Consider the following 25,017-nt stretch of genomic DNA (forward strand, 5'->3'; position numbering starts at 1 on the left):
CCGCGCATTTTTCTGCAACCCGATGTAATCACCAAAGGCCGCTTTCGCGGCCTTTTCCATATTTAACATCCGTCGATTGCTGTCGCCGAGTATCTGCCGCAAGGTGACCGTGCTGTCAAATACAAGGAGGATACAGCAATGACATCAAACGAAATCAGTCAGGTTCAAGGTTATCGGCACAGCATCAAAACCCTGTTGGCAACCACGTTGTTGCTGCTGACGCTGGCGCCGGCGATGGCGGCGGAGAAACCGGCTGCGGGCCAAAAAGCCGCCACGACGGCCTCTGCGGCAAAAGCGCCGACGGCAGCCGCCGAGGTTGAAGCGACGGTAAGCATCAATCAGGCGGATGCGGAACAGTTGGCCAGCGTGCTCAATGGCGTTGGGTTGAAAAAGGCCGAGGCGATCGTGCGCTACCGCGAGCAGCATGGGCCGTTTACCGAAATTGACCAGTTACAGGAGGTGCCAGGCATAGGCTTGTCGTTGTTTGAACGTAATCGTGGCCGGCTGAAAATGTGATCCGGATCGCGGCCGCGTGGCAAAATATGCTGGCCGCCGCATTCCTCTGCTACATTTTTACAGGTCATACCAGTGTGTGACACATTCTCACATTGGCGGGGCGCAATCTATCGCCTCGCCTTATTTTGTTACCACCGGGCAGGAGCGAACGTGCATTATGCAAACCTTGATTAAAGTCCGCGGTTATCACCTTGATGTTTATCAACATGTTAATAACGCTCGCTATCTGGAGTTCCTGGAGGAGGCTCGCTGGGAATGGCTGGATAATCTGGATGCCTTCCGCTGGATGACGGAAAACAACATCGCCTTCATCGTGGTGAATATCAACATCAATTACCGCAAGCCGGCGGTGCTGGGTGACAGGTTGCGCATCGACAGCCGGATGGAACAGTTGAACGGCAAAAGCGGCGTGCTGAGCCAGAAGGTGACCCTGGAACCACAAGGTTCAGCGGTGGCGGATGCGCTGCTGACTTTTGTTTGCGTTGACTTGAAAACTCAGCGGGCGTTACCGATTGAAGGGGAGCTGCGTGAGCACCTGATGAGCCTGCAGCAGCCGGTAATCAACGCCACGGGCGATGGGCGGCTATGAGTGCCGCCCTTGCAGAGCTTAGATCAGCCCGGTTTTTTGCTTCAGGCTTGCCATGATGTCGGCTTGTCGGCTTTGATACTGCGTCAGGCCATTGGCGCGCAGGTGGCAGGCAGCGCATTCGCCACAGCCGTCGCCCTTGATGCCGTTATAGCAGGTCAGGGTATCCTGGCGTATGCGGTCAAGCTGATGGTAATAATCCGCCAGCGCCCAGGTTTCCGCCTTGTTAAGCCACATCAGCGGCGTTTCAAAACGAATATCGCGGGCGATGCCCAGCACGATGGCCTGATTGAGCGCCTTGACGAATTCGTCGCGACAGTCCGGATAACCGGAAAAGTCGGTTTCGCACACCCCGGTAATTACCGCTTCCGCTTCCACCTGATAGGCATAGATGGCTGCCAGTGTCAGGAACAGGATATTGCGGCCCGGTACGAAGGTGCTCGGCAGGCCGCCCTCGGTTTCGCTACCAAACGCCGGAACCGGAATGTTGTCGCGGGTCAGGCTGCTGATTGCCAGTTCGTTGAGCAAGCCGACGTCCAGGATCTTGTGGGCCTTGGCGCCGAGCGAGTGTGACAGTTCCTGAGCCACGTCAATCTCAGCGCGATGGCGCTGGCCGTAATCGAAGGTGATGCAGTGAACCTCGTCATACTGCTGCAAAGCCTGGATCAAGCAGGTCGTGGAGTCTTGTCCACCGCTGAATACCACTACGGCACGTCTCATAGAATTATTCCTTTGCTGCGGCCATTCCCGATACACATTCGGGCGGCCTGATAAAAGACATTGGTCAGCATTATGGTAGCAGAACGGACGGGCTGGGCGTAGCGGCGGTTACGCCACCGGCGGGGGCAACCAGGCCTGGCAAAAATCAAACCAGCCGTGAGCGGTGAGCGTGACGCCATGAATGCGTGGCGGCGCACTGACCTGATATTGATAATTGAACAGCGGAGTGATGATCGCCGTCTCCATCAATTGTTGATAATAAGACTGCATTGCGGCAAAGCGCCGCGACTCGTCCGGGTATTGCTGAATTTGCCGCAGCCTGTGCGTCTGCTGGCGGGCCGCGGACGGCGGCAAAATGGCCTGCCACAGCGCGTCCTGCCGCAGCCAGCTTTCCAAGGTTGCCTCCGGTGCTTCACCGATCAGATTATCGGCCAGCAGCAAATCGGCCTCGGCGATTTGTTCCGCGCTCTGCCAACGCTTACCGGAAAAATAACGGATCTCCAACTCACAGCCGTGTTCGGCCAATAGCGCTTTCAGCGCCTGGGTTACCGTCATCAGTTCCACCGGCGGGCGATACAGCAGCGTGAGTTTTGGTGGCAACGCCAGGTTTTTAGCGGCCGAGTGCTGCGGAATGGCCCAGCCAGGCAGCATTTCCTGGCTGGGGGTGATGACGCCATTGGGGATCGGCAGGTTGGCCAGCAGGCCAGACTGCTGGATCAGCATCAGCAGCTTCTTGCCCTGGGCCTGGCTGAGTGTGCCGCGTCGCAGGTTGAGCGCCAGATAACACCAGCCGAGGCTCATGCTGCGTTGTACCGGTCGGGCAAAGGGCAGTTCCTCCTGCTGGCCGATGGTGATGCGTACCGGATGCTGACAACTGGCGTCGCCGCCGGCCGCCAGCGCCGGTGTGATCCAGTATTCGATACTCTCCAGGTACGGGTGTTGCAAATGATAATACGGGTGCTGTTCCAACCGTACCAGGTGCGGTTCGTTCAGCGTCAGCTTGAACGCGCCGGCGCCGAGCGTAGCATTTTCCGGGTGGGTCATCAGGCAGGGCAAGTCGGCCAATCGATGCGCCAGCCAATAATCCGGCGTATGCAGATCGAACTGGATGCATAACGCATGTGGCAGAGCGATCGCGGCGACGCTTGCCAGACTCGGCATGCTGCGCGGGTGCGAGCGCAGTTTTTCCAGGGTCTGCAATAGTTGCTGGCCGCTGAGCGGTTCGCCGTTATGCCAACGCAATTGACTACGCAGAAAAAACTGCCAACGCAGGCCGTCGGGGCTGATTTGCCAGTGGTGCGCCAGATCCGGCTGTGGAAGCCGGTTGCCGGTCGTAAAGCGAGTCAAGCCGGCGTGCAGAGTGGAAACCAGATGCTGTTCCGCGCGACCGGTGAGCGACAACGGATCCAGCGATTCCAATCGCCGATAATAAGGGATACGCAACGTTGGGCTATCCGCCTGCCATTGCCCGCCGAGGTGCGGGCTCAGCACCTCCTGCAGATGTTGCGGATCCAATCGAACCAGCGCCAGCGCGCCTTGATGATCGCCTTGCTGTAATAGGCGTTGTAACAGTGCGCTGCGCAGCTCGTCCGGCATTTTCAGACACTGCAGGCTGGCGCGTTTGCCGCGACCGGCCTGTGAATGCCAACTCAGCCAGCCCTGGTGCTGCATTTGTTGCACCAGGGTGCGTGCGTGTCGTTCACTGCAATAAAACAACGCCGCCAGCTGCGCCATGGTCATCAATACCGGTTCGCTACCGAGTTGTTGATACAGGCGTTGATACTGGCCAAGACGGTGAATCAGGCGCATGGCATCCCCTCGTTATTCCATGCTGCCGCGCCGTTGGCTGCGGTATGGAATTTATCGTTGATAAATCAGGAACGGTTTTTTCAAATTGTTCACTATTACTTCCGTAAATACCACCCCATACTTTCAGCACGGTAACTGATTCGACATTTATGAGGTCTTTATGTATCGCCTGGCAGCGTTCGATATGGATGGCACATTGCTGACTCCCGACCATCGCATTGGGCCGGAAACGCTGGCTGCGCTGAATCAATTGGTTGAACGCGAGATGATCGTTACCTTCGCCACTGGCCGTCATTACCTTGATGCGCAACCGATCATGGCGCAGTTGGGCCTGCAGGGCTACCTGATTACCGGTAACGGCACCCGGGTCTACGATAATCGCGGGCAGCAACTGCATGCCAGCGATTTGCCGGCGCAGATTGCCGAACAGCTGCTGCATCATCAGTGGGATACCTCGGCCAGCATGCACGTTTTTCGTGATGAGGGATGGCTGACCGAATTTGCTGCGCCGGAACTGTTGCGGGCGCACCATCTGAGCGGTTTTCATTTTCAGCTGACCGATCCGCGCAACCTGCCGACCAGCGGTAACAGCAAGGTATGTTTCGTAGGAGCGCATCAGGAACTGATGCGGTTGCAGACGCAGTTGCAGGCGCATTTTGCCGGGCGGGTGGATCTGTGTTTTTCGGCTTACGATTGCCTGGAAGTGCTGCCGCTGGGCTGCAATAAGGGGGCGGCGCTGACCGTACTCGGCGCTCACCTGGGCGTCTCCATGGCGGAGTGCATGGCGTTTGGCGATGCGATGAATGATAAGGAAATGCTCGCCGCCGTCGGCCACGGCGTGGTGATGGGCAATGCATTACCGCAGTTGAAAGCGCAACTGCCGCAACTTACGGTTATCGGCCACTGCCAAACGCAGGCGGTGGCTCACTATTTGAACCATTGGCTGTGTTCACCTGGCTCCCCATATACCCCCGTATAGCGGAGCCCCCCTTGCAGCCGGCCGGGTATGATTACCCGGCTTTTTTTATCGCTGTCGCCTGCGGGATGCGCGGGTGACTTACAGGTTGCGCAGCTGTTCCAGGTACGGCGTCAGATCGCCGATATGGCTGCTGACCCATTGCGGGTTGTAGTAGGTATCCAGATAGCGTTCGCCGCTATCGCACAGCAAGGTGACGATAGCGCCTTGTTCTCCACGCTCACGCATTTGCCTGGCCAGTTGCAGCGCTCCCCACAGATTGGTGCCGGTGGATGCGCCCACCTTGCGCCCCAGAATGCCTTCCAGCCAGTGGATGGTGGCAACGCTGGCGGCATCCGGTACGCGCAGCATATTGTCGATCACCGAAGGAATAAACGACGGTTCCGCGCGTGGGCGTCCGATACCTTCTATCCGGCTGCCACAGCTGCCGATCAGCGTGCGATCGTGGTGCTGGAAACAGTCATAGAACACCGAGTTTTCCGGATCGACTACCGTCAGTTGCGTATCATGCCCTTGATAGCGGATATAGCGGCCCAGCGTTGCCGAGGTACCGCCGGTGCCGGCGCTCATCACGATGTGTTTCGGCACCGGGAACGGTTCGCGCGCCATCTGGCGAAAAATACTGTCGGCAATATTGTTGTTACCGCGCCAGTCGGTCGCACGTTCGGCGTAGGTGAACTGATCCATATAGTGGCCATTCAGCTCTTGGGCCAGTTGTTCAGAAGCGGCATAGATCTGTGCGGCATGATCGACAAAGTGGCAGCGGCCGCCATAGAAGGTAATTTGCTCCACTTTGCGCCGCGCGGTGCAAGATGGCATCACCGCAATGAACGGCAGGCCAATCATGCGCGCGAAGTAGGCTTCCGATACCGCAGTGCTGCCGGAAGAAGCTTCGATAATCGGCGTATTCTGGTTGATCCAGCCATTGCACAATCCGTACAAAAACAGCGAACGGGCCAGGCGATGCTTGAGGCTGCCGGTCGGGTGGGTGCTTTCATCCTTCAGATAAAGGTGAATGCCGGGAAACTCAGCCAGGTTGAGGCGGATCAGGTGGGTGTCGGCGGAGCGCTGGAAATCCGCTTCTATTTCACCGATAGCATATTTTACCCAAGTGTTTGTCATCGTCTGGCCTTAAACTAGTAAGTTGTTTTGCGCGTAGCATAGCGCGTTGCCAGGAAAAAAAGATTGCCATTTTTCCTGTTTAATCGCCAAATAAGAGAAAATATTTCTCCATGGTGGCCTTATGCTAGATAAAACAGATCGTAAGCTGTTGCGCCTGTTACAACAGGACTGTACCCAGTCGCTGCAGGCGATGGCCGAGGCGGTCAACCTGACCTCGACGCCGTGCTGGAAGCGACTGAAGCGCCTGGAGGATGAAGGTTACATTCGCGGTCGCGTGGCATTGCTGGATAACGAAAAGCTCGGATTGGGGCTGACGGCGTTTGTGCTGATCAAAACCCAGCAGCACAGCAGCGAGTGGTATCAGGCTTTTGTCGACCTCACGGCGCAGATGCCGGAAGTGCTGGCGTTTTATCGCATGGCGGGCGAGTACGACTATCTGCTGCAAGTGCAGGTTGCGGACATGAAAAGCTACGATAACTTTTACAAACGGCTGGTAAATGGCGTACCGGGATTGATTGACGTCACGTCGAGCTTCGCGATGGAAAAAATCAAATATACTACTGCGCTGCCGGTTCCGGAGTGAAAAGTTCACCGAATTGGCCGCTCAACGGTGGTATTCTACGCTGCTAAAGCACAACAAGAGTAAAAACCAACCTATTTTGGATAAGACTGCGTGAGATTATTTGCTCAAATCGGCTGGTATTTTCGCCGTGAATGGCGCCGCTACCTCGGTGCGGTGGCACTGCTGATTATCATCGCTATTTTGCAACTGCTGCCGCCCAAGCTGGTGGGCGTGATTGTCGACGGCGTAACGGTAAATCATATGACCAGCGGCGTGTTGATGGCCTGGCTGGGATTGATGGTTGCCACCGCCATTGTCGTTTACCTGCTGCGTTACGTGTGGCGGGTGCTGTTGTTCGGTGCCTCCTATCAATTGGCGGTTGAACTGCGCGAGAATTTTTACCGCCAGCTCAGCCGACAAAACCCGGCGTTCTATTTGCGTCATCGTACTGGCGACCTGATGGCGCGCGCCACCAATGACGTTGACCGCGTGGTGTTTGCCGCGGGCGAGGGAGTATTGACGTTGGTGGATTCGTTGGTGATGGGCCTGGTGGTGCTGATCGTGATGAGTACCCAGATCAGTTGGCAACTGACGCTGTTGTCGCTGATCCCGATGCCGATCATGGCTATCGTGATCAAATATTACGGCGATCAGCTGCACCAGCGTTTCAAATCAGCGCAGGCGGCGTTTTCCAACCTGAACGATCAGGCTCAGGAAAGCATGACCAGTATCCGTATGATCAAGGCGTTCGGGCTGGAAGATCATCAATCCAATCAGTTTGCCGACGTGGCGGCGCAGACCGGCGCCAAGAATATGCACGTGGCGCGGGTCGACGCGCGTTTCGACCCGACGATTTATATCGCCATTGGCGCGGCCAATCTGTTGGCGATCGGCGGCGGCAGCTGGATGGTAGTCAACCAGATGCTGACGCTTGGCCAACTGACCAGTTTTGTCATGTATCTCGGCCTGATGATTTGGCCGATGCTGGCGCTGGCCTGGATGTTCAACATCGTTGAACGCGGCAGTGCGGCCTACAGCCGTATTCGCAGCCTGTTGGCCGAAGCGCCGGCGGTGCGTGACGGCGACAGCGAACTGCCGCCGGGGCGTGGGCAACTGGCGGTCGACATTCGCCGTTTCCATTACCCGGAAAACGCGCATAGCGCGTTACATGATGTGGCGCTGCATCTGGCACCCGGCCAGATGCTTGGTCTGTGTGGTCCGACCGGCGCAGGCAAGAGCACGCTGCTGGCGTTGATCCAGCGGCAGTTTGATATTGATGAAGGCGATATCAGTTACCACGGCCTGCCGCTGACCGAATTGAAACTGGATGCGTGGCGTGCGCGCCTGTCGGTCGTTAGCCAAACGCCTTTCCTGTTTTCCGACAGCGTGGCGAATAACATCGCCTTGGGCAAGCCGGGGGCTACGCAGGAACAAATCGAGCAGGCGGCGCGCCTGGCCAGCGTTCACGACGATATTCTGCGCTTGCCGCAGGGCTATGAAACCGAAGTCGGCGAGCGGGGCGTGATGCTGTCCGGTGGGCAAAAGCAGCGAATTTCAATCGCGCGAGCGCTGCTGCTGGAGGCGGAAATCCTGATCCTCGACGACGCCTTGTCGGCGGTGGACGGCCGTACCGAGCACCAGATCCTGCACAATCTGCGTAGCTGGGGGCAAAACCGCACGGTGATCATCAGTGCGCATCGCTTGTCGGCGCTGACCGAAGCCAGTGAAATTCTGGTGATGCAGCACGGCACCGTGGCACAGCGCGGCGAGCACGCAACGTTGTCGGCGCAGCCCGGTTGGTATCGCGATATGTATCGTTATCAACAGTTGGAGGCCGCGTTGGACGAGGCGCCGGAAATCGGCGTGGAGATGTTAACCAATGAGTAAAGTACAAACGCTGTGGCCGACGCTAAAACGGCTATTGGCCTATGGCTCACCATACCGCAAACCGCTGGGGATAGCGGTGCTGATGCTGTGGGTTGCAGCGGCGGCGGAAGTGGCCGGGCCGATCCTGGTCAGCTATTTCATCGATAACTACGTTGCCAAAGGGCAACTGCCGCTGACGATCGTTACCGGACTGGCGGCGGCGTATATTCTGCTGGAGCTGCTGGCGGCGGCACTGCACTATTTTCAGGCGATTTTGTTTAATCAGGCGGCGGTCGGCGTGGTGCAGCGTCTGCGCACCGACGTGATGGACGCCGCGCTGCGTCAGCCGCTGAGCGCGTTTGATACCCAGCCGGTCGGGCAGTTGATTTCCCGCGTCACCAACGATACCGAAGTGATTAAGGATCTGTACGTGATGGTGGTCTCCACCGTGCTGAAAAGCGCGGCGCTGATCGGCGCGATGCTGGTGGCGATGTTCAGTCTCGATTGGCGCATGGCGCTGGTAGCGATCTGCATCTTCCCGGCGGTTTTGATCGTAATGGGTATTTACCAATATTACAGCACGCCAATTGTGCGGCGGGTGCGCAGCTATCTGGCGGATATCAACGACGGTTTTAACGAAGTGATCAACGGCATGGGGGTGATCCAGCAGTTCCGTCAGCAGCTTCGCTTTGGCGAGCGCATGAGCAATGCCAGTTGGTCGCATTATACTGCGCGCATGCAGACGCTGCGGCTGGACGGCTTTCTGCTGCGGCCACTACTCAGTCTGTTCTCGGCGCTGGTGCTGTGTGGCTTACTGATGCTGTTTGGCTTCAGCGGCGAAGGGAGCATCGGCGTTGGGGTTCTGTACGCTTTTATCAATTATCTCGGTCGGCTGAATGAGCCGCTGATCGAGCTGACGTCGCAGCAATCGATTCTGCAGCAGGCGGTGGTGGCCGGCGAGCGTATCTTTGAGCTGATGGATCGTCGTCAGCAGAGTTACGGTACCGACGAACATCCATTGGCAAGCGGCCGCATCGAAATCGACAACCTGACCTTCGCTTATCGTGAAGACAAAAAGGTGCTGCAACATATCTCGTTGCAGGTGCCGTCACGCGGTTTCGTGGCGCTGGTCGGCCATACCGGCAGTGGCAAAAGTACTCTGGCCAACCTGTTGATGGGCTATTATCCGGTCAATGAAGGGGAAATACGGCTGGATGGCCGACCGCTGTCGAGTCTGTCGCACCGTACCTTGCGCCAAGGGGTGGCGATGGTGCAGCAGGATCCGGTGGTAGTGGCCGAATCGGTGCTGGCCAACGTGACGCTTGGCCGCAATATCAGCGAACAGGCCGTATGGCAGGCGCTGGAAACCGTACAGTTGGCGGAACTGGTGCGGGGGTTCCCACAGGGGATCCACACGCGGCTTGGCGAACAGGGCAATAATCTGTCGGTCGGGCAAAAGCAACTGCTGGCGATGGCGCGGGTGCTGGTGCTGGCACCGCAGATCCTGATCCTTGACGAAGCCACCGCCAATATCGACTCCGGTACCGAACAAGCGATCCAGCGCGCGCTGCGGCTGATTCGCGAGCACACCACGCTGGTGGTGATCGCTCACCGTTTGTCGACCATTGTCGATGCGGACTCGATACTGGTGTTGCACCGCGGGCATGCGGTGGAGCAGGGCCATCATCAGCAACTGCTGGCGCAAAAAGGCCGTTATTACCAGATGTATCAGTTACAGCTGGTGGGTGAAGAGCTGGCCGCCAGCAGCCGTGAAGATATCCAAACGGCATGATCTGTTCTCGGGAGCCATTGCGGCTCCCGCATTAATCCTCTCGCACCACAATCAGGCAGCGTGCCAGGTAAAATGCCCTGCCATGCACCCTCACGGCGCACGCTGCACAATTGCAGTGCACACTAATTGACCACCGTTGCATATCGATCCTTGCTGGGCGCGGCTTTCGTCGTCGGCGATTGCCCTTATGCTGGGTAATTGGCTGAAACTGCATATAAAACCATTTATGGCACAACCTTTGCTTTATTAGCCTGGTACCCAGGGTGAGTTTGGGCTTAATCGTGGAGAGGCAATATGAAGCTGGTTACCGTGGTGATCAAACCGTTCAAATTGGAGGACGTGCGTGAAGCCCTATCCTCTGTAGGTATTCAAGGGCTGACCGTAACCGAAGTGAAAGGGTTCGGACGCCAGAAAGGGCATGCCGAGCTTTATCGCGGTGCCGAATACAGCGTCAACTTTTTACCAAAGGTCAAAATCGATATCGCCATCGCTGACGATCAATTAGATGAAGTGGTTGATGTCATTAGTAAAGCTGCCTACACCGGCAAAATCGGTGACGGCAAGATTTTCGTTGCCGAATTGCAACGTGTTATTCGCATACGCACCGGCGAAACAGATGAAGCAGCACTGTAAACACTGGCTCAGTTAAGTAGATGGGATGGATTGATAATGAAAAAACTTTTATCCATGTTGGGCCTGAGTACGGTGACCCTGGTTCCCTCTTTGGCTCTGGCCGCTCCGGCGGTAGCAGACAAGGCAGACAACGCGTTTATGATGATTTGCACCGCGTTGGTGCTGTTTATGACCTTACCTGGCGTGGCGCTGTTTTACGGCGGTTTACTGCGCTCGAAAAACGTCCTGTCGATGCTGACGCAGGTTACCGTTACCTTTGCATTGGTGTGCGTACTGTGGGTGCTGTACGGTTATAGCCTGGCCTTCAGCGAAGGCAACGCCTTTTTTGGCGGGTTTGAAACGGCGATGCTGAAAGGCATCGGTATTGACAGCGTTACAGGCACCTTCAGCCAAATGATCCACGTAGCGTTCCAATGCTCCTTCGCCTGCATTACCGTGGCGCTGATAGTCGGTGGCTTCGCCGAACGCATTCGTTTTTCTGCGGTGGTGATTTTTGCCGCCATCTGGTTCACCATTTCCTATCTGCCGGTGGCGCATATGGTGTGGGGCGGCGGTTTCCTGGCGGCGGACGGTGCGCTGGACTTCGCTGGCGGCACCGTGGTGCATATCAACGCCGCAAGCGCCGGCCTGGTGGGGGCTTACCTGTTGGGCAAGCGCGCCGGCTTTGGCAAAGAAGCGTTCAAACCGCATAACTTGCCAATGGTGTTTACCGGGGCTTCGATTCTGTATATCGGCTGGTTTGGCTTCAACGCCGGCTCGGCCAGCGCGGCCAACGGCATTGCGGCATTGGCGTTCCTTAATACCGTGGTTGCTACCGCAGGCGCGATCCTTTCCTGGACCTTTGCCGAATGGATTGTGCGTGGCAAGCCGTCGCTGCTGGGGGCATGCTCCGGCTGCATCGCCGGACTGGTTGCCGTAACGCCGGCCGCAGGCACCGTTGGTGTGGGGGGCGCGTTAATCATTGGTCTGGTGGGCGGCGTTGCCGGCCTGTGGGGCGTGGTCACGCTGAAGAAATGGCTGAAAGTGGACGACACCTGTGATGTCTTCGGCGTGCATGGCGTATGTGGCATTGTCGGCTGCCTGTTGACCGGCGTGTTCACGGCATCGTCGCTGGGCGGCACCGGTTACGCCGAGGGCGTCACCATGGGTCACCAGGTGTGGGTACAGCTGTTAAGCGTGATCATCACGCTGGTGTGGTCTGGCGTAGCGGCGTTCATTGCCTTTAAAGTGGCCGGCGCCATCGTCGGGCTGCGGGTACCGGAAGAACAGGAGCGCGAAGGCCTGGACGTCAACAGTCACGGCGAGAGTGCCTATAACCAGTAAGATAAGCAGTAAGTCGTAAAGAAGAGCAGTGCGCTAAACATAAAAAATAATGATGATGCAAAAAGGGCGATGATCACATCGCCCTTTTCCTTGCTGACGTATCAGGCCTGACGCTGGCGAATAACCCCTTCCTGTACCGTGCTGGCAACCAGTACGCCCTCGCGCGTGTAAAACTGACCGCGTACAAAGCCGCGGGCGCCGGACGCCGAGGTGCTTTCAACCGCGTACAGTAGCCAGTCGTCCAGGCGGAATGGGCGGTGGAACCACATCGAATGGTCAATCGTGGCAACCTGCATGCCGGGTTCGAGGAAGCCGACGCCGTGTGGCTGTAGCGCCGTTGGCAGGAAGTTGAAGTCCGAGGCGTACCCCAACAGATATTGGTGGATGCGCTGGTCGTCCGGCATGTTGCCATTGGCGCGCAGCCAGACGTAGCGATGTGGTTCTTCTACGCTACCCTGCAGCGGATTATGGAATTTCACCGGGCGTATTTCGAGTGGCTTCTGGCCGATAAATTTGTCTCGTACCTTTTCCGGCAGCATATGCGCCAGCTTCTGTGCGATTGCCGATTCCGACATCAATCCTTCCGGCGGCGGCACTTCCGGCATGGTGTTTTGATGTTCAAAACCCTCTTCCGGGCTTTGGAACGATGCGGTCATGTAAAAGATCGGCTTGCCGTTCTGGATGGCGCTGACCCGGCGAGCGCTGAAGCTGTTGCCGTCCCGCAGCGTTTCGACGTCATAGACGATGGGTTTGCTGCTGTCGCCCGGACGCAGAAAATAGCTGTGGAACGAGTGCACGCTGCGTTCGGCGGGGATGGTCTGTTTGGCGGCGTAGAGCGCCTGGCCGACGACCTGGCCGCCAAATACCTGGCGCAAACCGAGATCTTCGCTTTGGCCGCGGAACAACCCTTCTTCGATTTTTTCCAAATCGAGCAGTTCAAGGAGATTTTGCAGTGCCTGGCTCATAAAAAGTTACCCTTTTAATAATCATTTTATGCAGTGTGCGGAATATCACGGCGGGACGTCAATATCTTGCGTTATGGCACAGACGAAATTGCCTTAATAGCGAGCGTTATTAGAACGCTAAGTGATTAATAGGTAGGCCAATAGGAATTTTTCAGGATTTTGTGCTAGGTTTAATGGGTCAGGTGGTGAAAGCCACCAGCATGTTGAGAATAAAAAAGGAGACCGATCCATGAAACTCTGGCAAATCCTTGGTGGAGCTACTGCATTAACCGTCACATTGGCCGGCTGCGCCCAGAAGAGTGCAGAGGTGCCAACACCGGCAGCAGGCAGCCCGGCGACTGCGCAGCAAATGCAGGTTCAGGGCCCGGCGGTGACAGGTTCGGTTAATATGCGTCAACGTATCGCGCTGCCGCCGAATGCGGTGCTGACGGTGACCCTTTCGGATGCTTCGCTGGCCGATGCGCCTTCCAAAGTGATTGCCCAGCGGGTGATTCGCACCGAAGGTCAGCAGGCACCGTTTAACTTCGCCATACCCTTCAACCCGGCGGACATTCAGCCGAACGCACGTATCATTCTGAGCGCGGCAATCACCGTGGATGGCCAATTGACCTTTATCACCGACACCATTCAGGAAGTGGTTAATCGCAACGGTACCCGTGCCGATTTGCAATTGGTTCCGGTACAAAACATCCCGGTGCAGGCGACGCCAACCGCCATGCCATAATGCGATAAATTTTTATCTCGGCGCGTTGTTCTACAGCCTTTGGCCAGCAGGTCAAAGGCTGTTTTATTCTAGGCGCCAGCCAAAACGGCGCAGATCGACCACGCCGTCGATGCCAAATTGGATACCTTCAGCCAATAACGCCTGGCGCTGACGCTGAAAATCCTCTCCGCGCAATGAGATTTTGCCATGACGATTGATCACCCGGTGCCATGGCAAACTGCTGCCTGGCGGTAACTTCTTCAATACGCCACCGACCTGGCGCGCAGCGCGCGGAGATCCCGCCAGTTGCGCCACCTCGCCATAGGTGGTGACTTTACCCGCAGGAATTGCCGCGACGACATGAAATACCCGTTGGCGGAAGGTGGCATCTGTCGATTCCATCTGCTGTTTACCTACCCTGTAAAACCCAGGTTGGCAGTGTGCCACAGCAAGGGTGGGTAAGAAAACAGCGGTCAGGCCCGGTTGGCTTGCTATTTGGGGTGCCATCAACGATAATGCCCACCGCTTCGAAGTACAGAAGTCGTCAATGGGGGCCCTGTTGGTTCTCCCGCAACACTAACTTGTGAACTCGGTCAGGTCCGGAAGGAAGCAGCCGCAGCAGGTGACGTGTGTGCCGGGATGTAGCTGGCAGGGCCTCCACCAATTTCAGCTCTGGCTGCCTGTCGTTATCGTCTTCAATTCCTGAATATCATGATTACCGTCTGTGCCTAACCCGTTTTGTCACTGCCGGGATCTGTCCACCTCACGCATCCTGTTGACTCGGTGGCAAACAGGTAGATGAAAGGCGGGAGTCTTAGATTGGTAGGGGGCATTTAACGGTTGCCAACGGTAGCTTGTTCAGACGAACCCTGTTGGCGTGAACTGCACTGCACAGGGTGCGGTATCCTTGCACGGTGGCAAGGCGAGTGGGGGATTCATTGCCTGGATATTAACGGAACAAGAACCGGCCTTTAACTGATGGCATAAGCACATCCAGGTTGGGATACAATGAGTCGCAAAAAGTAAATTGATTGTTCATGATGCCAGATATTGACGTAATATCTTTCAGGAATAAAAAGGGTATTAAATAACGTTATCATTGAGGCCGATCGCGGCATCGGCTCAACGCAGACAAATCTTGGATTATCTTACGTATTTCCAAACGGCAGTCGGCACTTTGTCATACAATTTATTCATCGTCAGCTCGGCCAGCCGATGATCTGCCGCAGAGTAAAAAAGTTCCAGCTCGTCGTCAGAAAGTTCATACTTGTTTTTTTCTATAACGCGTTCAAGCGTGTCAATCGTGGTGCATTTACGTAAACGCATCAGATAGTCAATTTTAGTCATGATAACCTTTAGTCTTATTAACCGTAGATATAGTTTGGGGATAATTATCCCCTAAGTTTTCATCGTAGTACAGATGCCCTCTCCTGAGAACATTCTGAATAGTCGCGCTTTGGTTTTTTGCCAACGACGCAGATCGGAATCATTAATACCGTAACTACTAAACAGCGTGTAGGTATCGTCGAGATATTCTTCGACCAGTTCCGAAAAATCGCTTTCGTCCATGTATTTTATTTTATAGCTCATGATAAACGAAGCAATATGCTCAATCAGTTCATTAAGCTGTAGGTTGACCGCAGACGTTGGATCGTTTACCCAGCCGTGGTGGCTGTCACCAAGAGTCGCGATGCCTTCGTCGTACAAAGTTTCGCACAAGAATTTGAGCTGAGCAATATCGTGCCGCTTCGGCGAATACTCATCCATATCATCCCCTCCGTAAGTCTTAATTTCGGTGTGATAACACTCTGTGAGTAAGCTGATGGACTTCTTTCTCGGAGGTAGCTTAAGTGATGCTATATAAACTTTCCGTATTATTAATATAAATCATTTTTCCGCAGCTGACCTGTAATTATTACGTAATCTTACAATTCGTCTGCCGTTGACGGGCGAGAGTTGTCGATTATATCAAAAACCAACTCTTGTCGACCCAGGCTAAAACGCACACTGTCACTAAGGTATTCCTGAGCATAGATATCAATGCAGGCATTGAAAATGTACCACTGATAACGGTAACTCATTGAATACTCAAGCGTGGATAGCTGCCGTAACTCAAATATTTCTAATGAACCCTCAGTGTAGTGAGCATTTTCTGAATAAAAGTTCAGGCCGCTGGTTAACGCGGGAACTAACTCTGACAGCCGATCGTTAATCACTTTCATTAATTGATCGCTAGAAAGTGCGCTAACGTTCTGCTGACAAGCCAAGGTTACGTGCATTTATCTCTGCCTGCTCTCGACAACGTTAGCCTTATCTTACTCTTTTTTCGCCCGGTCGTCGGCAGACTTTTCACTTACTATAGTTTTTTTACAGTTCCCAGACGTTTACCACATCGGAAATATCCTTGCTTATTTAAGAACAATCTTAGCAATAACCTTCAATGTTCTACGTAGAGAAAAAATGCAGGGTGTATTGTCGGTTGTTACGTTAAGTTGCAATAAAATCGTCTCCGTCGCTTGAGCCTGCGGTACTATTGTGATGTTATATTATAACATTTACTGAAAGGCGTTTAGCGACATGAAGCATTCTTCTGTCTACGGCAAATCGGAGCCAAAGCCGGTTTACAGCTGGTTCACCGCCTCCGCCGGGGCGCGTTGCGCCGCTGTGCTGCTGTTGTTGGTGGCATTATGGCTGGCTATTGACTGGGCGGTGGTATTGCCATGATTGCGTTACGACATGCGATTTTTGGTTACGGCACCGGCGCCCTGTTCCCACCATTAAACGGCCGTTTCGCCCGTGGATCGCTGACGGCAGTGATCGGTGTCAACGGTGCTGGCAAATCCACTTTATTGAAAACCATCGCCGGGCTGTTGCCGTTGCAGGGTGGCAGTATCGATTATGGCAGCAAAAAATTTCCCTCCATTGCCTATTTGCCGCAGCAGGCGGAACTGGATCGGCAGTTTCCGATCGTGGTCAACGATGTGGTTGCCATGGGCTGTTGGCGGCAACTGGGCATGCTGGGCGGGTTAACTGCCTGCGCGCGCCAGCGGATAGCCGATGCCTTGGCCACGGTGGGTATGAGCCAGATGGCGCATTCGCCAGTGAGTGAGTTGTCTGGCGGCCAGTTGCAGAGGGTGTTATTTGCCCGGTTGTTAGCCCAGCAAGCGCCGCTGATCCTGCTGGATGAGCCTTTTACCGGCATCGACAGTGCGACGATCGGCTTATTGCTGCAGGTGATTGCACGTTTGCATCAGCAGGGGCAAACGGTGATCGCAGTTTTACACGATATGGCGATGGTGGCCGGGCATTTCCCTCAGGCATTGCTGTTGACGCCACAGGACTGCCATTGGGGCGATGCTGACTGCGTTCTCGCGCAACTGCCGTTGCTGCATGCCGCCAGTTCCCCGGTTAGCCGGATCAAGGTTGCGCCATGATGTTGCTTCATCTGCTGATCGATCCCTTCGTATCCTTCGGTTTTATGCGCCGGGCGCTGGTGGCCTGTCTGGCACTGTCGCTCAGCACTGCGCCGCTCGGAGTGTTCCTGCTATTGCGCCGCATGAGCCTGGTGGGTGATGCGCTGTCGCATGCGGTACTGCCCGGCGCGGCGATCGGCTATTTGATTTCCGGCATGTCATTGGTGGCGATGGGGATTGGCGGGTTTATCGCCGGTCTGGCGGTGGCGATGCTTTCCGGCCTGGTTAGCCGCCATACGCCGCTCAAGGAGGATGCCAGCTTCGCCGGTTTCTACCTCGGTTCGCTGGCGCTAGGAGTGACGCTGGTATCGCTGCGCGGCTCCAGCGTTGACTTGCTGCACGTATTGTTTGGCTCGATTCTGGCGGTGGACAGCCATGCCATGGTGATGGTGGGCGGTATCGCCAGCGTGTCGTTGCTGGCGCTGGCCGCGTTGTACCGGGCGCTGGTGATCGAATCGTTTGACGCGACCTTTTTACGCGTTGGCGCACCGCGCTGGCTGGCATGGGGGCATGGTCTTTTTTTGGCGTTGGTGGTGGTCAATCTGGTGGCCGGGTTTCAAATTCTAGGCACTCTGATGTCGGTTGGGCTGATGATGTTACCGGCCGCCAGTGCGCGCTTCTGGGCAGGTAATCTGCCGCAGACTCTGGCGGCGTCGATGGCGATCGCCGCACTCGCCAGTATCGTCGGACTGCTGTGGTCTTATTATGCATCGCTGCCCGCCGGCCCGGCGATCGTGCTCAGTGCCAGTCTGATATTTTTCATTTCGATTCTATTTGGGAGGCGTGGTGGGATTTATGCCCGCGCGCGTCGTTGAGAAGTGCCATGTACAAGGAGATACCAATGAAAGGCTTATCAATAACGCTGGTGGCGGCGGCTCTGCTTTCCAGCCCGCTGGTAATGGCCAATACCGTCAACGCGGTGGCCAGTTTTTCGGTGTTGAGCGACATCGTCAAACAGATCGGCGGCGAGCACGTCAAGGTGGCGTCGCTGGTGGGGCCGAACGGCGATCCGCACAGTTTTGAACCGTCGCCCCAGGACAGCAAACTGCTCTCGCAGGCAGATCTGGTGTTTGTCAGCGGTTTGGGGTTGGAAGGCTGGATCGACAGGCTGGTGAGCGCTTCTGGTTACCATGGTCCGTTGATTACCGCCTCACAGGGAATTTCAACTCGCCAGATGGCAGAGGATGGCAAACAGATTACCGATCCGCATGCCTGGAACAGCATGAAAAACGGCGTCCAGTATGCGACGAACGTGATGAATGCGCTGATCGCCGCCGATCCACAGGATGCCAACTATTTCCGTCAGCGCGGCGCCGAATACATACAGCAGCTGCAACGGCTCGATCGCTGGGCGCTGGCGGAGTTTGCCGCCGTGCCGGCAGAAAAGCGCAAGGTGCTGACCAGTCACGATGCGTTTGGTTATTTTGGTCAGCAATATGGCGTGACCTTCCTGGCGCCGGTAGGTTTTTCTACCGAGGCGGAGGCCAGCGCCAGTGACGTTGCCCAGTTGATTAGCCAGATCAAACGGGAAAAGGTGCATACCTATTTCATCGAAAACCAGACCGATCCACGCCTGGTGAAGCAAATCGCTGCGGCAACCGACGCCAAGGCCGGTGGGGAATTGTATCCTGAAGCCCTGTCAACCGCCCAGGGACCGGCAGCAACCTATGTTCAGGCGTTCAAACACAACGTCGAAACCCTTGTCGCCAGCATGAAGTAACCGTGGTTTAGCCCCGCCAGGACGGCGGGGCTTGTCAGAACTGGCCGCTAATGGAAAATAAAAAAGCCCCGTTGAACAGTCACGGGGCTTTGACGATAAACCAGGTTGTCTACGGCAGTTAACGCTTTTTCTTACGTCCCTGTACCGCTTTAAAACGCGGATTGGACTTGCAGATCACGTAGATGCGGCCTTTGCGACGCACCACGCGGCAATCTGGATGGCGATTTTTCGCCGAACGCAATGAACTCAAAACCTGCATGCTGATTCCCTTTACTTACTGCCAATAAATCGACCGAAACGCTGCTGGAAGCGCGCGGTGCTGCCTTCTTTGGAAAACTCTTTCTGCTTGCCGGTGTAGTACGGATGCGAAGCGGAAGAGACGTCGATGGTGACATACGGCAGAGTTTCCCCGTCATGATCGATAGTGCGATCGGTCTTGATGGTCGACCCTACTTTGAAATAGGCATTGGCGCTCAGATCGTGAAACACCACGGTACGGTATTCTGGATGGATATCGGCTTTCATGATGACCTCTCATGTAATGTTATACTATAACAATTAGTATGCGCCGAACGGCGTATTCGATCAAGTATAAATTGTCGACGCACAGCGGCCATTGCGCGTGGCGGGAGAGGGAAGCATAAAAAAAGGCCGCATAAGCGGCCTTGGTATTCAGGGAAGAAGGGGATCAGCGATGCTCAACCGGGTGAGAATGTTCGATGTCTTCGTTCTTCTTGGAGAAGCGGCGGCGTACCACCACGAAGAACACCGGAACAAAGAAGATCGCCAGCACGGTTGCGGTGATCATCCCGCCCATAACGCCGGTACCTACCGCGTTCTGCGCACCGGAGCCAGCGCCGCTGCTGATAACCAGCGGCAGTACCCCGAGGATGAAGGCCAGCGAGGTCATCAGAATCGGACGCAAACGCATACGAACCGCTTCCAGCGTTGACTCGATCAGTCCCTTGCCCTCTTTTTCCATCAGATCCTTGGCGAATTCCACGATCAATATCGCGTTCTTCGCCGATAGCCCAATGGTTGTCAGCAGGCCCACCTGGAAGTAAACGTCGTTGTTCATACCGCGCATGGTTGCCGCCAGCAGCGCACCGATAACCCCCAGTGGCAGAACCAGCATCACCGAGAACGGAATCGACCAGCTTTCATACAGCGCCGCCAGACACAGGAACACCACCAGAATCGAGATGGCATACAGTGAAGGGGCCTGGTTACCGGACAGACGTTCCTGGTAGGACATACCGGTCCAGTCATAGCCAACGCCGCTTGGCAGTTTCGACGCCAGTTCTTCCATCAGGTTCATGGCTTCACCGGTACTCTTGCCGGGTGCAGCCTGGCCGAGGATTTCCATCGATGGCAGACCGTTGTAACGCTCCAGACGCGGTGAGCCGTATTCCCACTTCGCGGTAGCGAAGGAGGAGAACGGAACCATCTGGCCGCTATCGCCACGCACATACCAGTTGTTGATGTCGTTCGGCAACATACGGAACGGCGCATCAGCCTGTACGTAAACCTTCTTCACACGACCACGGTCGATGAAGTCGTTGACGTACGAACCACCCAGCGCGGTGGTCAGCGTACTGTTGATGGTGGTAATGCTGACGCCCAACGCCTTGGCTTTTTCCTGATCGACGGTCAGTTTGAACTGTGGCGTATCTTCCAGACCGTTAGGACGCATACCGACCAGCATATCCGGATGCTGTGCAGCCATCCCCAACAACTGGTTACGCGCTTCGGTCAGTTTTTCGTGTCCCAGACCGCCCTGGTCGATCAATTCAAAGTCGAAGCCGGTCGCGGTGCCCAACTCGATAATCGCGGGCAGGTTGAACGGAATGACCATACCGTCCTTGATTTGCGAGAAGGCAGCCATGGCTCGGCCGGCAATCGCTTCAACCTTGTTCTCGGTGCCCGGACGTTCGTCCCAGTTCTTCAGGCTGACGAAGGACAGACCGTTGTTCTGGCCATTACCGTTAAAGCCGAAGCCGGCAACGGTAAACACCGACACTACGTTGTCTTTCTCTTTCGTCAGGAAGTAGTCGGTGACTTCTTCCAGCACTTTCGAGGTACGCGCTTCGGTGGCACCGGCAGGCAACTGCACCATGGTCAGCAGGATGCCCTGATCTTCATCCGGCAGGAACGAGGACGGCAGGCGCAGGAACAGGAACGCCATGCCGACGACGATCAGCAGGTAGATCAGCAGGTAACGACCGGTGCTGCGCAGAATGTTGGCTACGCTGTCGGTGTAGTGGTGCGTGCTCTTTTCGAACATGCGGTTGAACCAGCCGAAGAAGCCGGTCTTCACGCCGTGGTCGCCTTTCGCTACCGGTTTGAGCAGGGTGGCACACAGCGCCGGCGTCAGAATCAACGCAACCAGCACCGACAGGGCCATTGCCGAAACGATGGTAATCGAGAACTGACGGTAAATTGCCCCGGTAGAACCGCCGAAGAACGCCATAGGTACGAATACCGCTGACAGCACCAGCGCAATGCCGACCAGCGCACCCTGGATTTGGTCCATCGATTTTCTGGTAGCTTCTTTCGGCGGTAGCCCCTCTTCGGACATTACACGCTCGACGTTTTCCACCACCACGATGGCATCATCCACCAATAGGCCTATCGCCAACACCATGCCGAACATCGTCAGGGTGTTTATCGAGAAGCCGAACGCCGCAAGTATGGCAAATGTCCCCAGCAACACGACCGGCACTGCGATGGTTGGAATCAAGGTCGCACGGAAGTTCTGCAAGAACAGATACATGACCAGGAACACCAGCACGATCGCTTCGAACAGCGTTTTCACCACTTCATTAATCGAAATCTTGACGAATGGGGTGGTGTCGTACGGATAAACCACTTTCATCCCTTGCGGGAAGAACGGAGCCAGCTTGCCGAGCTCTTCTTTTACGCCAGCTGCGGTGTTCAGGGCGTTGGCGCCGGTAGCCAGTTTGATACCCAGACCTGCCGCCGGCTTGCCGTTGAAGCGTGCCGTTACCGAATAGTTTTCGGCACCGCGTTCGATGCGCGCCACGTCTTTCAGACGCACCTGCGAACCGTCGCTGTTAACCTTCAGCAGGATCTTGCCAAACTCTTCCGGTGACTTCAGACGGGTCTGCGCAATGATCGAAGCGTTCAACTGCTGGCCCGGTACCGGAGGCATACCGCCCAGCTGCCCTGCGGCAATCTGGTTGTTCTGCTCGGTGATTGCGCTGGTGACATCGGTGGTCGTCAGCTGGAAGTTATTCATCTTGTTCGGATCGAGCCAGACGCGCATCGCGTATTGCGCACCGAACAGCTGAACTTCACCCACGCCGGAAGAACGGCTGATCGGGTCTTTGATGTTGGAAGCCACGTAGTCCGCAATATCATCCTGGGTCATGTTCGGATCGTCGGAAACGAAGCCGGCCACCATCAGGAAGCTGCTGCTGGATTTTTCTACTTTCAGGCCTTGCTGTTGCACCTCTTGCGGCAACAGTGGCGTTGCCAGTGACAGTTTGTTCTGGACCTGAACCTGCGCGATGTCAGGGTCGGTGCCAGATTCAAACGTCAGGGTAATTTGTACGCTACCAGAGGAGTCACTGGATGAGGACATGTACATCAGATTATCGATACCGTTCATGTTCTGTTCGATAATCTGTGTCACGGTGTCCTGCACCGTCGTGGCATCAGCGCCAGGATAGGTGGCGGAGATCGTCACCGCCGGTGGTGCGATAGTCGGATACTGCGCAATCGGCAGTTTCATTATCGCAAGCACCCCCGCCAACATCACGATGATGGCGATTACCCAGGCGAAAATAGGGCGATCTATAAAGAACTTAGCCATGTATTACCGGCTCCTTTTTATGACTTCTGCGCGTCAGCCTGCGGCTGTTTTTGCGCCTGAGTGTCAACTTCTTGTGCTTTTACCTGCGCGCCAGGTTTGACTTTCATCAACCCGGTGACAATAACGCGATCGCCGGCTTTCAACCCTTCGCTGACCAGCCATTTGTCGCCAATTGCCTGATCCGCTTTCAGTGAACGCAGTTCCACCTTGTTGTCTGCACCGACTACCAGCGCAGTCGCATCGCCACGCGGGTTACGCGTTACGCCCTGCTGTGGTACCAGCAGCGCGTCGTTGCGAACGCCTTCATCCAGACGGGCGCGCACGAACATGCCAGGCAACAGTTCATCTTTCGGGTTAGGGAACACGGCGCGAATGGTGATGGAACCGGTGGTTTCATCAACGGTCACGTCAGAGAATTCCAGCGTGCCTTCCTGGGCGTAGGTCTGGCCGTTCTCCAGCAGCAGCTTGACCTTGGCCTTGCCGTTTTCCTGCTTCAGCGAGCCGCTGGCCAGTTCCTGTTTCAGACGCAGGAAATCGTTGCTGGACTGGGTAACGTCAACGTACATCGGATCCAACTGTTGTACGGTAGACAACGCGTTGGTTTGACCGCTGGTCACCAGCGCACCTTCGGTAACGGCGGATTTGCCGATACGCCCGGAAATCGGTGACGTCACCTTGGTGTAGGCCAGATTGATGCGCGCCGTTTCTACCGCAGCCTTGGCCGCGACCACTGCCGCATTGTTCTGCTGCAAGGTGGAGATGGCGGTATCGTAATCCTGCTTACTGATGTAATTGGTACCCAGCAATGGTTTGTAACGGTTGACCGTCAGACGGGCGATGTCGGCTGCGGCCTGTGCCTTGGCCAGATCGCCTTTGGCGCTGTCGTAGGTGGCTTGATAAGTCGCGGGATCGATCTGGTACAGCGATTCACCGGCTTTGATATCACTGCCTTCAACAAAGTTGCGTTTCAGAATAATACCACTGACCTGCGGACGAACTTCGGCGATGCGATACGCAGCGGTGCGACCAGGGAGATCGGTAGTAATGTTGAGAGGTTCGGTTTTCAGGGTCACCACACCCACTTCAGGGGCCGGTTGTTGAGCGCCTTGCTGTTGGGCTTCTTTATCATTACATCCTGTAAGCACTAAGCTGCCGGAAAGCATCAGAACTGCCGCCAGAGGCGTTAACCCTCTGTTTTTGTTCATAGAAAAACCTCAAGTGTCCGATTTCAAAATGATCAATGGATCACAAGCATTAAAACCCATTGCTGCGTTAATTATATGTGCGTGCTATGGTACATACATTCGCGAATGTATGTAAATCACAGTCCCCCTAAAAAACAACGCCATGGCACGAAAAACCAAACAGCAGGCGCAAGAAACCCGACAGCACATTCTTGATGCTGCGGTTAGAGAATTCTCTGAACGTGGCGTTTCTGCAACGTCACTGACAGATATTGCCACCGCAGCCGGGGTTACGCGTGGTGCAATTTATTGGCACTTCAAAAATAAGGTAGACCTGTTTAACGAAGTTTGGGAATTATCAGAATCGAAAATAGGCGACCTCGAAGTAGAGTATCAGGCAAAGTTTCCAGAGAATCCACTGAGGATTTTAAGGGAAATCCTGATTTACATCTTGACCGCTACGGTAGAGGACGTCCGCCGACGCGCATTGATGGAGATTATATTTCATAAATGCGAGTTTGTGGGCGAAATGATGCCGTTACATGATGTGCGCAAGGTGTTGTACCTGGAAAGCTACGAACGCATTGAATCGGTGCTGCAGAACTGCATCCGTCATAACCAGCTTCCGGTGGATCTGCATATTCGCCGTGCGGCTATTATTTTACGTGCCTATGTTACCGGCCTGATGGAAAACTGGCTTTTTATGCCGGAAAGCTTTGATTTGAAGCGCGAGGCAGCAACGTTGGTTGATGCGTTTATCGAAATGGCGCAATACTGCCCAACGTTGCGTATCAAACCGGGTGAGCGGGCGGCGTTGTCGCAACGTGCTGACTGCCCCCTTTAACTGCAAGCAGGGAGGAATGATGTCTTCAATGGTACTGATTGCCAGCGGTGCGGCCTACGGGCAGGAATCGCTGTTCAATGCACTGCGTCTGGCGATTGCCTTGAAAGAGCAGCAACAGGCGCTGGATTTGAAACTGTTTTTGATGTCTGACGCGGTGATTGCCGGTATCGCCGGGCAGCAGCCGCACGAAGGCTACCATCTGCAGCAGATGCTGGAAATTCTCAGCGCCCAACAGGTGCCGATCAGACTGTGTAAAACCTGCGCCGATGCGCGTGGCGTCAGCAGATTGACGCTGGTCGACGGGGTGGAAATCGGGACACTGATTGAACTGGCGCAGTGGACGCTGGCAGCGGACAAAGTTCTGACGTTCTGAGCAGGCGGCCTGTCG

General features: G+C 55.5%; 27 protein-coding genes and 1 other RNA gene. 16 read left to right on the forward strand and 12 right to left on the reverse strand.

Going from position 1 to position 25,017, the window contains the following annotated elements:
* The first annotated feature begins 138 nt into the window (after positions 1 to 138).
* Together ACCC84_RS14735 and ACCC84_RS14740 are read left to right on the forward strand one after the other, a co-directional pair.
* The gene (locus tag ACCC84_RS14735) at positions 139 to 516 is read left to right on the forward strand and encodes a ComEA family DNA-binding protein (RefSeq protein WP_004954594.1); all 378 of its coding nucleotides are present in this window, start codon (positions 139 to 141) and stop codon (positions 514 to 516) included.
* Between the two features lie 157 nt (positions 517 to 673).
* On the forward strand, positions 674 to 1,105 hold the full coding sequence (locus ACCC84_RS14740; protein ID WP_004954593.1) for a YbgC/FadM family acyl-CoA thioesterase: 432 nt from the start codon (positions 674 to 676) through the stop codon (positions 1,103 to 1,105).
* A gap of 18 nt (positions 1,106 to 1,123) precedes the next feature.
* On the opposite strand, the gene queC is transcribed toward ACCC84_RS14740, so the two are convergent.
* A complete protein-coding gene (gene queC, locus ACCC84_RS14745) occupies positions 1,124 to 1,822 on the reverse strand; it encodes a 7-cyano-7-deazaguanine synthase QueC (RefSeq protein WP_004954590.1) in 699 nt (232 codons plus the stop codon).
* A 108-nt stretch (positions 1,823 to 1,930) separates the two neighbouring features.
* Positions 1,931 to 3,631 (reverse strand): SgrR family transcriptional regulator, encoded by a 1,701-nt coding sequence (locus ACCC84_RS14750; RefSeq protein ID WP_371902025.1) that lies wholly within the window; start codon positions 3,629 to 3,631, stop codon positions 1,931 to 1,933.
* A gap of 160 nt (positions 3,632 to 3,791) precedes the next feature.
* Here ACCC84_RS14750 and cof point away from each other — a divergent pair, with 160 nt between their 5' ends.
* Positions 3,792 to 4,610 carry an HMP-PP phosphatase gene (cof, locus tag ACCC84_RS14755; RefSeq protein WP_371902026.1) on the forward strand — a complete coding sequence of 273 codons (819 nt, stop codon included), beginning with the start codon at positions 3,792 to 3,794 and terminating at the stop codon, positions 4,608 to 4,610.
* A 78-nt stretch (positions 4,611 to 4,688) separates the two neighbouring features.
* On the opposite strand, the gene ACCC84_RS14760 is transcribed toward cof, so the two are convergent.
* Positions 4,689 to 5,729, reverse strand: coding sequence for a PLP-dependent cysteine synthase family protein (locus ACCC84_RS14760; RefSeq protein WP_273868931.1), 1,041 nt, complete (start codon positions 5,727 to 5,729; stop codon positions 4,689 to 4,691).
* Positions 5,730 to 5,850: 121 nt separating this feature from the next.
* Here ACCC84_RS14760 and ACCC84_RS14765 point away from each other — a divergent pair, with 121 nt between their 5' ends.
* The 5 genes from ACCC84_RS14765 to amtB all read left to right on the forward strand — a co-directional run bounded on the left by ACCC84_RS14765 (position 5,851) and on the right by amtB (position 11,905).
* A complete protein-coding gene (locus tag ACCC84_RS14765) occupies positions 5,851 to 6,312 on the forward strand; it encodes an Lrp/AsnC family transcriptional regulator (RefSeq protein WP_004954581.1) in 462 nt (153 codons plus the stop codon).
* A 90-nt stretch (positions 6,313 to 6,402) separates the two neighbouring features.
* Positions 6,403 to 8,178 carry a SmdA family multidrug ABC transporter permease/ATP-binding protein gene (locus ACCC84_RS14770; RefSeq protein ID WP_371902027.1) on the forward strand — a complete coding sequence of 592 codons (1,776 nt, stop codon included), beginning with the start codon at positions 6,403 to 6,405 and terminating at the stop codon, positions 8,176 to 8,178.
* Complete coding sequence (locus ACCC84_RS14775; protein ID WP_004954574.1) at positions 8,171 to 9,949, forward strand: SmdB family multidrug efflux ABC transporter permease/ATP-binding protein; 1,779 nt, start codon at positions 8,171 to 8,173, stop codon at positions 9,947 to 9,949. Before ACCC84_RS14770 ends, ACCC84_RS14775 begins: the two co-directional genes overlap by 8 nt.
* 294 nt (positions 9,950 to 10,243) lie before the next feature.
* Positions 10,244 to 10,582 carry a P-II family nitrogen regulator gene (gene glnK, locus ACCC84_RS14780; protein ID WP_004949337.1) on the forward strand — a complete coding sequence of 113 codons (339 nt, stop codon included), beginning with the start codon at positions 10,244 to 10,246 and terminating at the stop codon, positions 10,580 to 10,582.
* 36 nt (positions 10,583 to 10,618) lie between these two features.
* Positions 10,619 to 11,905, forward strand: coding sequence for an ammonium transporter AmtB (amtB, locus tag ACCC84_RS14785; protein ID WP_004954573.1), 1,287 nt, complete (start codon positions 10,619 to 10,621; stop codon positions 11,903 to 11,905).
* 101 nt (positions 11,906 to 12,006) lie between these two features.
* Here amtB and tesB read toward each other — a convergent pair whose 3' ends face one another.
* Complete coding sequence (gene tesB, locus ACCC84_RS14790) at positions 12,007 to 12,870, reverse strand: acyl-CoA thioesterase II (protein ID WP_004954570.1); 864 nt, start codon at positions 12,868 to 12,870, stop codon at positions 12,007 to 12,009.
* A gap of 229 nt (positions 12,871 to 13,099) precedes the next feature.
* On the opposite strand from tesB, the gene ACCC84_RS14795 reads away from it, so the two are divergent.
* Positions 13,100 to 13,594 carry a YbaY family lipoprotein gene (locus ACCC84_RS14795; protein WP_004954567.1) on the forward strand — a complete coding sequence of 165 codons (495 nt, stop codon included), beginning with the start codon at positions 13,100 to 13,102 and terminating at the stop codon, positions 13,592 to 13,594.
* 63 nt (positions 13,595 to 13,657) lie between these two features.
* Here ACCC84_RS14795 and ACCC84_RS14800 read toward each other — a convergent pair whose 3' ends face one another.
* Positions 13,658 to 13,975, reverse strand: coding sequence for an MGMT family protein (locus ACCC84_RS14800; protein WP_039991041.1), 318 nt, complete (start codon positions 13,973 to 13,975; stop codon positions 13,658 to 13,660).
* A 155-nt stretch (positions 13,976 to 14,130) separates the two neighbouring features.
* Here ACCC84_RS14800 and ffs point away from each other — a divergent pair.
* An RNA gene (ffs, locus tag ACCC84_RS14805) (signal recognition particle sRNA small type) lies at positions 14,131 to 14,227 on the forward strand.
* Positions 14,228 to 14,716: 489 nt separating this feature from the next.
* Here the strand turns inward: ffs and ACCC84_RS14810 are convergent.
* From ACCC84_RS14810 to ACCC84_RS14820, 3 genes are all read right to left on the reverse strand, one after another.
* Positions 14,717 to 14,920, reverse strand: coding sequence for an HHA domain-containing protein (locus ACCC84_RS14810; RefSeq protein ID WP_088499884.1), 204 nt, complete (start codon positions 14,918 to 14,920; stop codon positions 14,717 to 14,719).
* A 51-nt stretch (positions 14,921 to 14,971) separates the two neighbouring features.
* A complete protein-coding gene (tomB, locus tag ACCC84_RS14815) occupies positions 14,972 to 15,340 on the reverse strand; it encodes an Hha toxicity modulator TomB (RefSeq protein WP_004954559.1) in 369 nt (122 codons plus the stop codon).
* 158 nt (positions 15,341 to 15,498) lie between these two features.
* A complete protein-coding gene (locus ACCC84_RS14820) occupies positions 15,499 to 15,852 on the reverse strand; it encodes a hypothetical protein (protein WP_273868968.1) in 354 nt (117 codons plus the stop codon).
* Between the two features lie 298 nt (positions 15,853 to 16,150).
* Here ACCC84_RS14820 and ACCC84_RS14825 point away from each other — a divergent pair, with 298 nt between their 5' ends.
* Genes ACCC84_RS14825 through ACCC84_RS14840 form a run of 4 tightly spaced genes read left to right on the forward strand, consistent with a single transcriptional unit; the run spans position 16,151 to position 18,766 of the window.
* Positions 16,151 to 16,297 carry a hypothetical protein gene (locus ACCC84_RS14825; protein ID WP_004954554.1) on the forward strand — a complete coding sequence of 49 codons (147 nt, stop codon included), beginning with the start codon at positions 16,151 to 16,153 and terminating at the stop codon, positions 16,295 to 16,297.
* Complete coding sequence (locus ACCC84_RS14830; RefSeq protein ID WP_004954551.1) at positions 16,294 to 17,007, forward strand: metal ABC transporter ATP-binding protein; 714 nt, start codon at positions 16,294 to 16,296, stop codon at positions 17,005 to 17,007. Before ACCC84_RS14825 ends, ACCC84_RS14830 begins: the two co-directional genes overlap by 4 nt.
* The gene (locus ACCC84_RS14835; protein ID WP_198773344.1) at positions 17,004 to 17,861 is read left to right on the forward strand and encodes a metal ABC transporter permease; all 858 of its coding nucleotides are present in this window, start codon (positions 17,004 to 17,006) and stop codon (positions 17,859 to 17,861) included. Before ACCC84_RS14830 ends, ACCC84_RS14835 begins: the two co-directional genes overlap by 4 nt.
* A gap of 26 nt (positions 17,862 to 17,887) precedes the next feature.
* Positions 17,888 to 18,766, forward strand: coding sequence for a metal ABC transporter substrate-binding protein (locus ACCC84_RS14840; protein ID WP_039991040.1), 879 nt, complete (start codon positions 17,888 to 17,890; stop codon positions 18,764 to 18,766).
* Between the two features lie 118 nt (positions 18,767 to 18,884).
* Here ACCC84_RS14840 and ykgO read toward each other — a convergent pair whose 3' ends face one another.
* The 4 genes from ykgO to sdeX form a co-directional block, all read right to left on the reverse strand.
* Entirely contained in the window at positions 18,885 to 19,025 is a 141-nt protein-coding gene (gene ykgO, locus ACCC84_RS14845) for a type B 50S ribosomal protein L36 (protein WP_004954542.1), read from the reverse strand.
* Positions 19,026 to 19,036: 11 nt separating this feature from the next.
* Positions 19,037 to 19,291 carry a type B 50S ribosomal protein L31 gene (locus ACCC84_RS14850; RefSeq protein WP_004954539.1) on the reverse strand — a complete coding sequence of 85 codons (255 nt, stop codon included), beginning with the start codon at positions 19,289 to 19,291 and terminating at the stop codon, positions 19,037 to 19,039.
* 163 nt (positions 19,292 to 19,454) lie between these two features.
* Positions 19,455 to 22,601 (reverse strand): multidrug efflux RND transporter permease subunit SdeY, encoded by a 3,147-nt coding sequence (gene sdeY, locus ACCC84_RS14855; RefSeq protein ID WP_004954537.1) that lies wholly within the window; start codon positions 22,599 to 22,601, stop codon positions 19,455 to 19,457.
* 17 nt (positions 22,602 to 22,618) lie between these two features.
* The gene (gene sdeX / locus ACCC84_RS14860; RefSeq protein WP_004954534.1) at positions 22,619 to 23,806 is read right to left on the reverse strand and encodes a multidrug efflux RND transporter periplasmic adaptor subunit SdeX; all 1,188 of its coding nucleotides are present in this window, start codon (positions 23,804 to 23,806) and stop codon (positions 22,619 to 22,621) included.
* Between the two features lie 142 nt (positions 23,807 to 23,948).
* On the opposite strand from sdeX, the gene acrR reads away from it, so the two are divergent.
* Positions 23,949 to 24,629 carry a multidrug efflux transporter transcriptional repressor AcrR gene (gene acrR / locus ACCC84_RS14865; RefSeq protein WP_004954531.1) on the forward strand — a complete coding sequence of 227 codons (681 nt, stop codon included), beginning with the start codon at positions 23,949 to 23,951 and terminating at the stop codon, positions 24,627 to 24,629.
* 19 nt (positions 24,630 to 24,648) lie between these two features.
* Positions 24,649 to 25,002: a DsrE/DsrF/TusD sulfur relay family protein gene (locus ACCC84_RS14870; protein WP_039992404.1), complete on the forward strand. Its 354-nt coding sequence runs from the start codon at positions 24,649 to 24,651 to the stop codon at positions 25,000 to 25,002.
* The last annotated feature ends 15 nt before the right edge of the window (positions 25,003 to 25,017 follow it).

Origin of the sequence: Serratia odorifera (assembly GCF_041448735.1) — a bacterium.
GTDB lineage: Bacteria > Pseudomonadota > Gammaproteobacteria > Enterobacterales > Enterobacteriaceae > Serratia_F > Serratia_F odorifera.

Bases quoted from the DNA above. Each gene is read 5' to 3' on its own strand.
- ACCC84_RS14735 (WP_004954594.1), top strand. From the start codon at position 139: ATGACATCAAACGAAATCAGTCAGGTTCAAGGTTATCGGCACAGCATC.
- ACCC84_RS14740 (WP_004954593.1), top strand. From the start codon at position 674: ATGCAAACCTTGATTAAAGTCCGCGGTTATCACCTTGATGTTTATCAA.
- queC (WP_004954590.1), bottom strand. From the start codon at position 1,822: ATGAGACGTGCCGTAGTGGTATTCAGCGGTGGACAAGACTCCACGACC.
- ACCC84_RS14750 (WP_371902025.1), bottom strand. From the start codon at position 3,631: ATGCGCCTGATTCACCGTCTTGGCCAGTATCAACGCCTGTATCAACAA.
- cof (WP_371902026.1), top strand. From the start codon at position 3,792: ATGTATCGCCTGGCAGCGTTCGATATGGATGGCACATTGCTGACTCCC.
- ACCC84_RS14760 (WP_273868931.1), bottom strand. From the start codon at position 5,729: ATGACAAACACTTGGGTAAAATATGCTATCGGTGAAATAGAAGCGGAT.
- ACCC84_RS14765 (WP_004954581.1), top strand. From the start codon at position 5,851: ATGCTAGATAAAACAGATCGTAAGCTGTTGCGCCTGTTACAACAGGAC.
- ACCC84_RS14775 (WP_004954574.1), top strand. From the start codon at position 8,171: ATGAGTAAAGTACAAACGCTGTGGCCGACGCTAAAACGGCTATTGGCC.
- glnK (WP_004949337.1), top strand. From the start codon at position 10,244: ATGAAGCTGGTTACCGTGGTGATCAAACCGTTCAAATTGGAGGACGTG.
- amtB (WP_004954573.1), top strand. From the start codon at position 10,619: ATGAAAAAACTTTTATCCATGTTGGGCCTGAGTACGGTGACCCTGGTT.
- tesB (WP_004954570.1), bottom strand. From the start codon at position 12,870: ATGAGCCAGGCACTGCAAAATCTCCTTGAACTGCTCGATTTGGAAAAA.
- ACCC84_RS14795 (WP_004954567.1), top strand. From the start codon at position 13,100: ATGAAACTCTGGCAAATCCTTGGTGGAGCTACTGCATTAACCGTCACA.
- ACCC84_RS14800 (WP_039991041.1), bottom strand. From the start codon at position 13,975: ATGGAATCGACAGATGCCACCTTCCGCCAACGGGTATTTCATGTCGTC.
- ACCC84_RS14810 (WP_088499884.1), bottom strand. From the start codon at position 14,920: ATGACTAAAATTGACTATCTGATGCGTTTACGTAAATGCACCACGATT.
- tomB (WP_004954559.1), bottom strand. From the start codon at position 15,340: ATGGATGAGTATTCGCCGAAGCGGCACGATATTGCTCAGCTCAAATTC.
- ACCC84_RS14820 (WP_273868968.1), bottom strand. From the start codon at position 15,852: ATGCACGTAACCTTGGCTTGTCAGCAGAACGTTAGCGCACTTTCTAGC.
- ACCC84_RS14825 (WP_004954554.1), top strand. From the start codon at position 16,151: ATGAAGCATTCTTCTGTCTACGGCAAATCGGAGCCAAAGCCGGTTTAC.
- ACCC84_RS14830 (WP_004954551.1), top strand. From the start codon at position 16,294: ATGATTGCGTTACGACATGCGATTTTTGGTTACGGCACCGGCGCCCTG.
- ACCC84_RS14835 (WP_198773344.1), top strand. From the start codon at position 17,004: ATGATGTTGCTTCATCTGCTGATCGATCCCTTCGTATCCTTCGGTTTT.
- ACCC84_RS14840 (WP_039991040.1), top strand. From the start codon at position 17,888: ATGAAAGGCTTATCAATAACGCTGGTGGCGGCGGCTCTGCTTTCCAGC.
- ykgO (WP_004954542.1), bottom strand. From the start codon at position 19,025: ATGCAGGTTTTGAGTTCATTGCGTTCGGCGAAAAATCGCCATCCAGAT.
- ACCC84_RS14850 (WP_004954539.1), bottom strand. From the start codon at position 19,291: ATGAAAGCCGATATCCATCCAGAATACCGTACCGTGGTGTTTCACGAT.
- sdeY (WP_004954537.1), bottom strand. From the start codon at position 22,601: ATGGCTAAGTTCTTTATAGATCGCCCTATTTTCGCCTGGGTAATCGCC.
- sdeX (WP_004954534.1), bottom strand. From the start codon at position 23,806: ATGAACAAAAACAGAGGGTTAACGCCTCTGGCGGCAGTTCTGATGCTT.
- acrR (WP_004954531.1), top strand. From the start codon at position 23,949: ATGGCACGAAAAACCAAACAGCAGGCGCAAGAAACCCGACAGCACATT.
- ACCC84_RS14870 (WP_039992404.1), top strand. From the start codon at position 24,649: ATGTCTTCAATGGTACTGATTGCCAGCGGTGCGGCCTACGGGCAGGAA.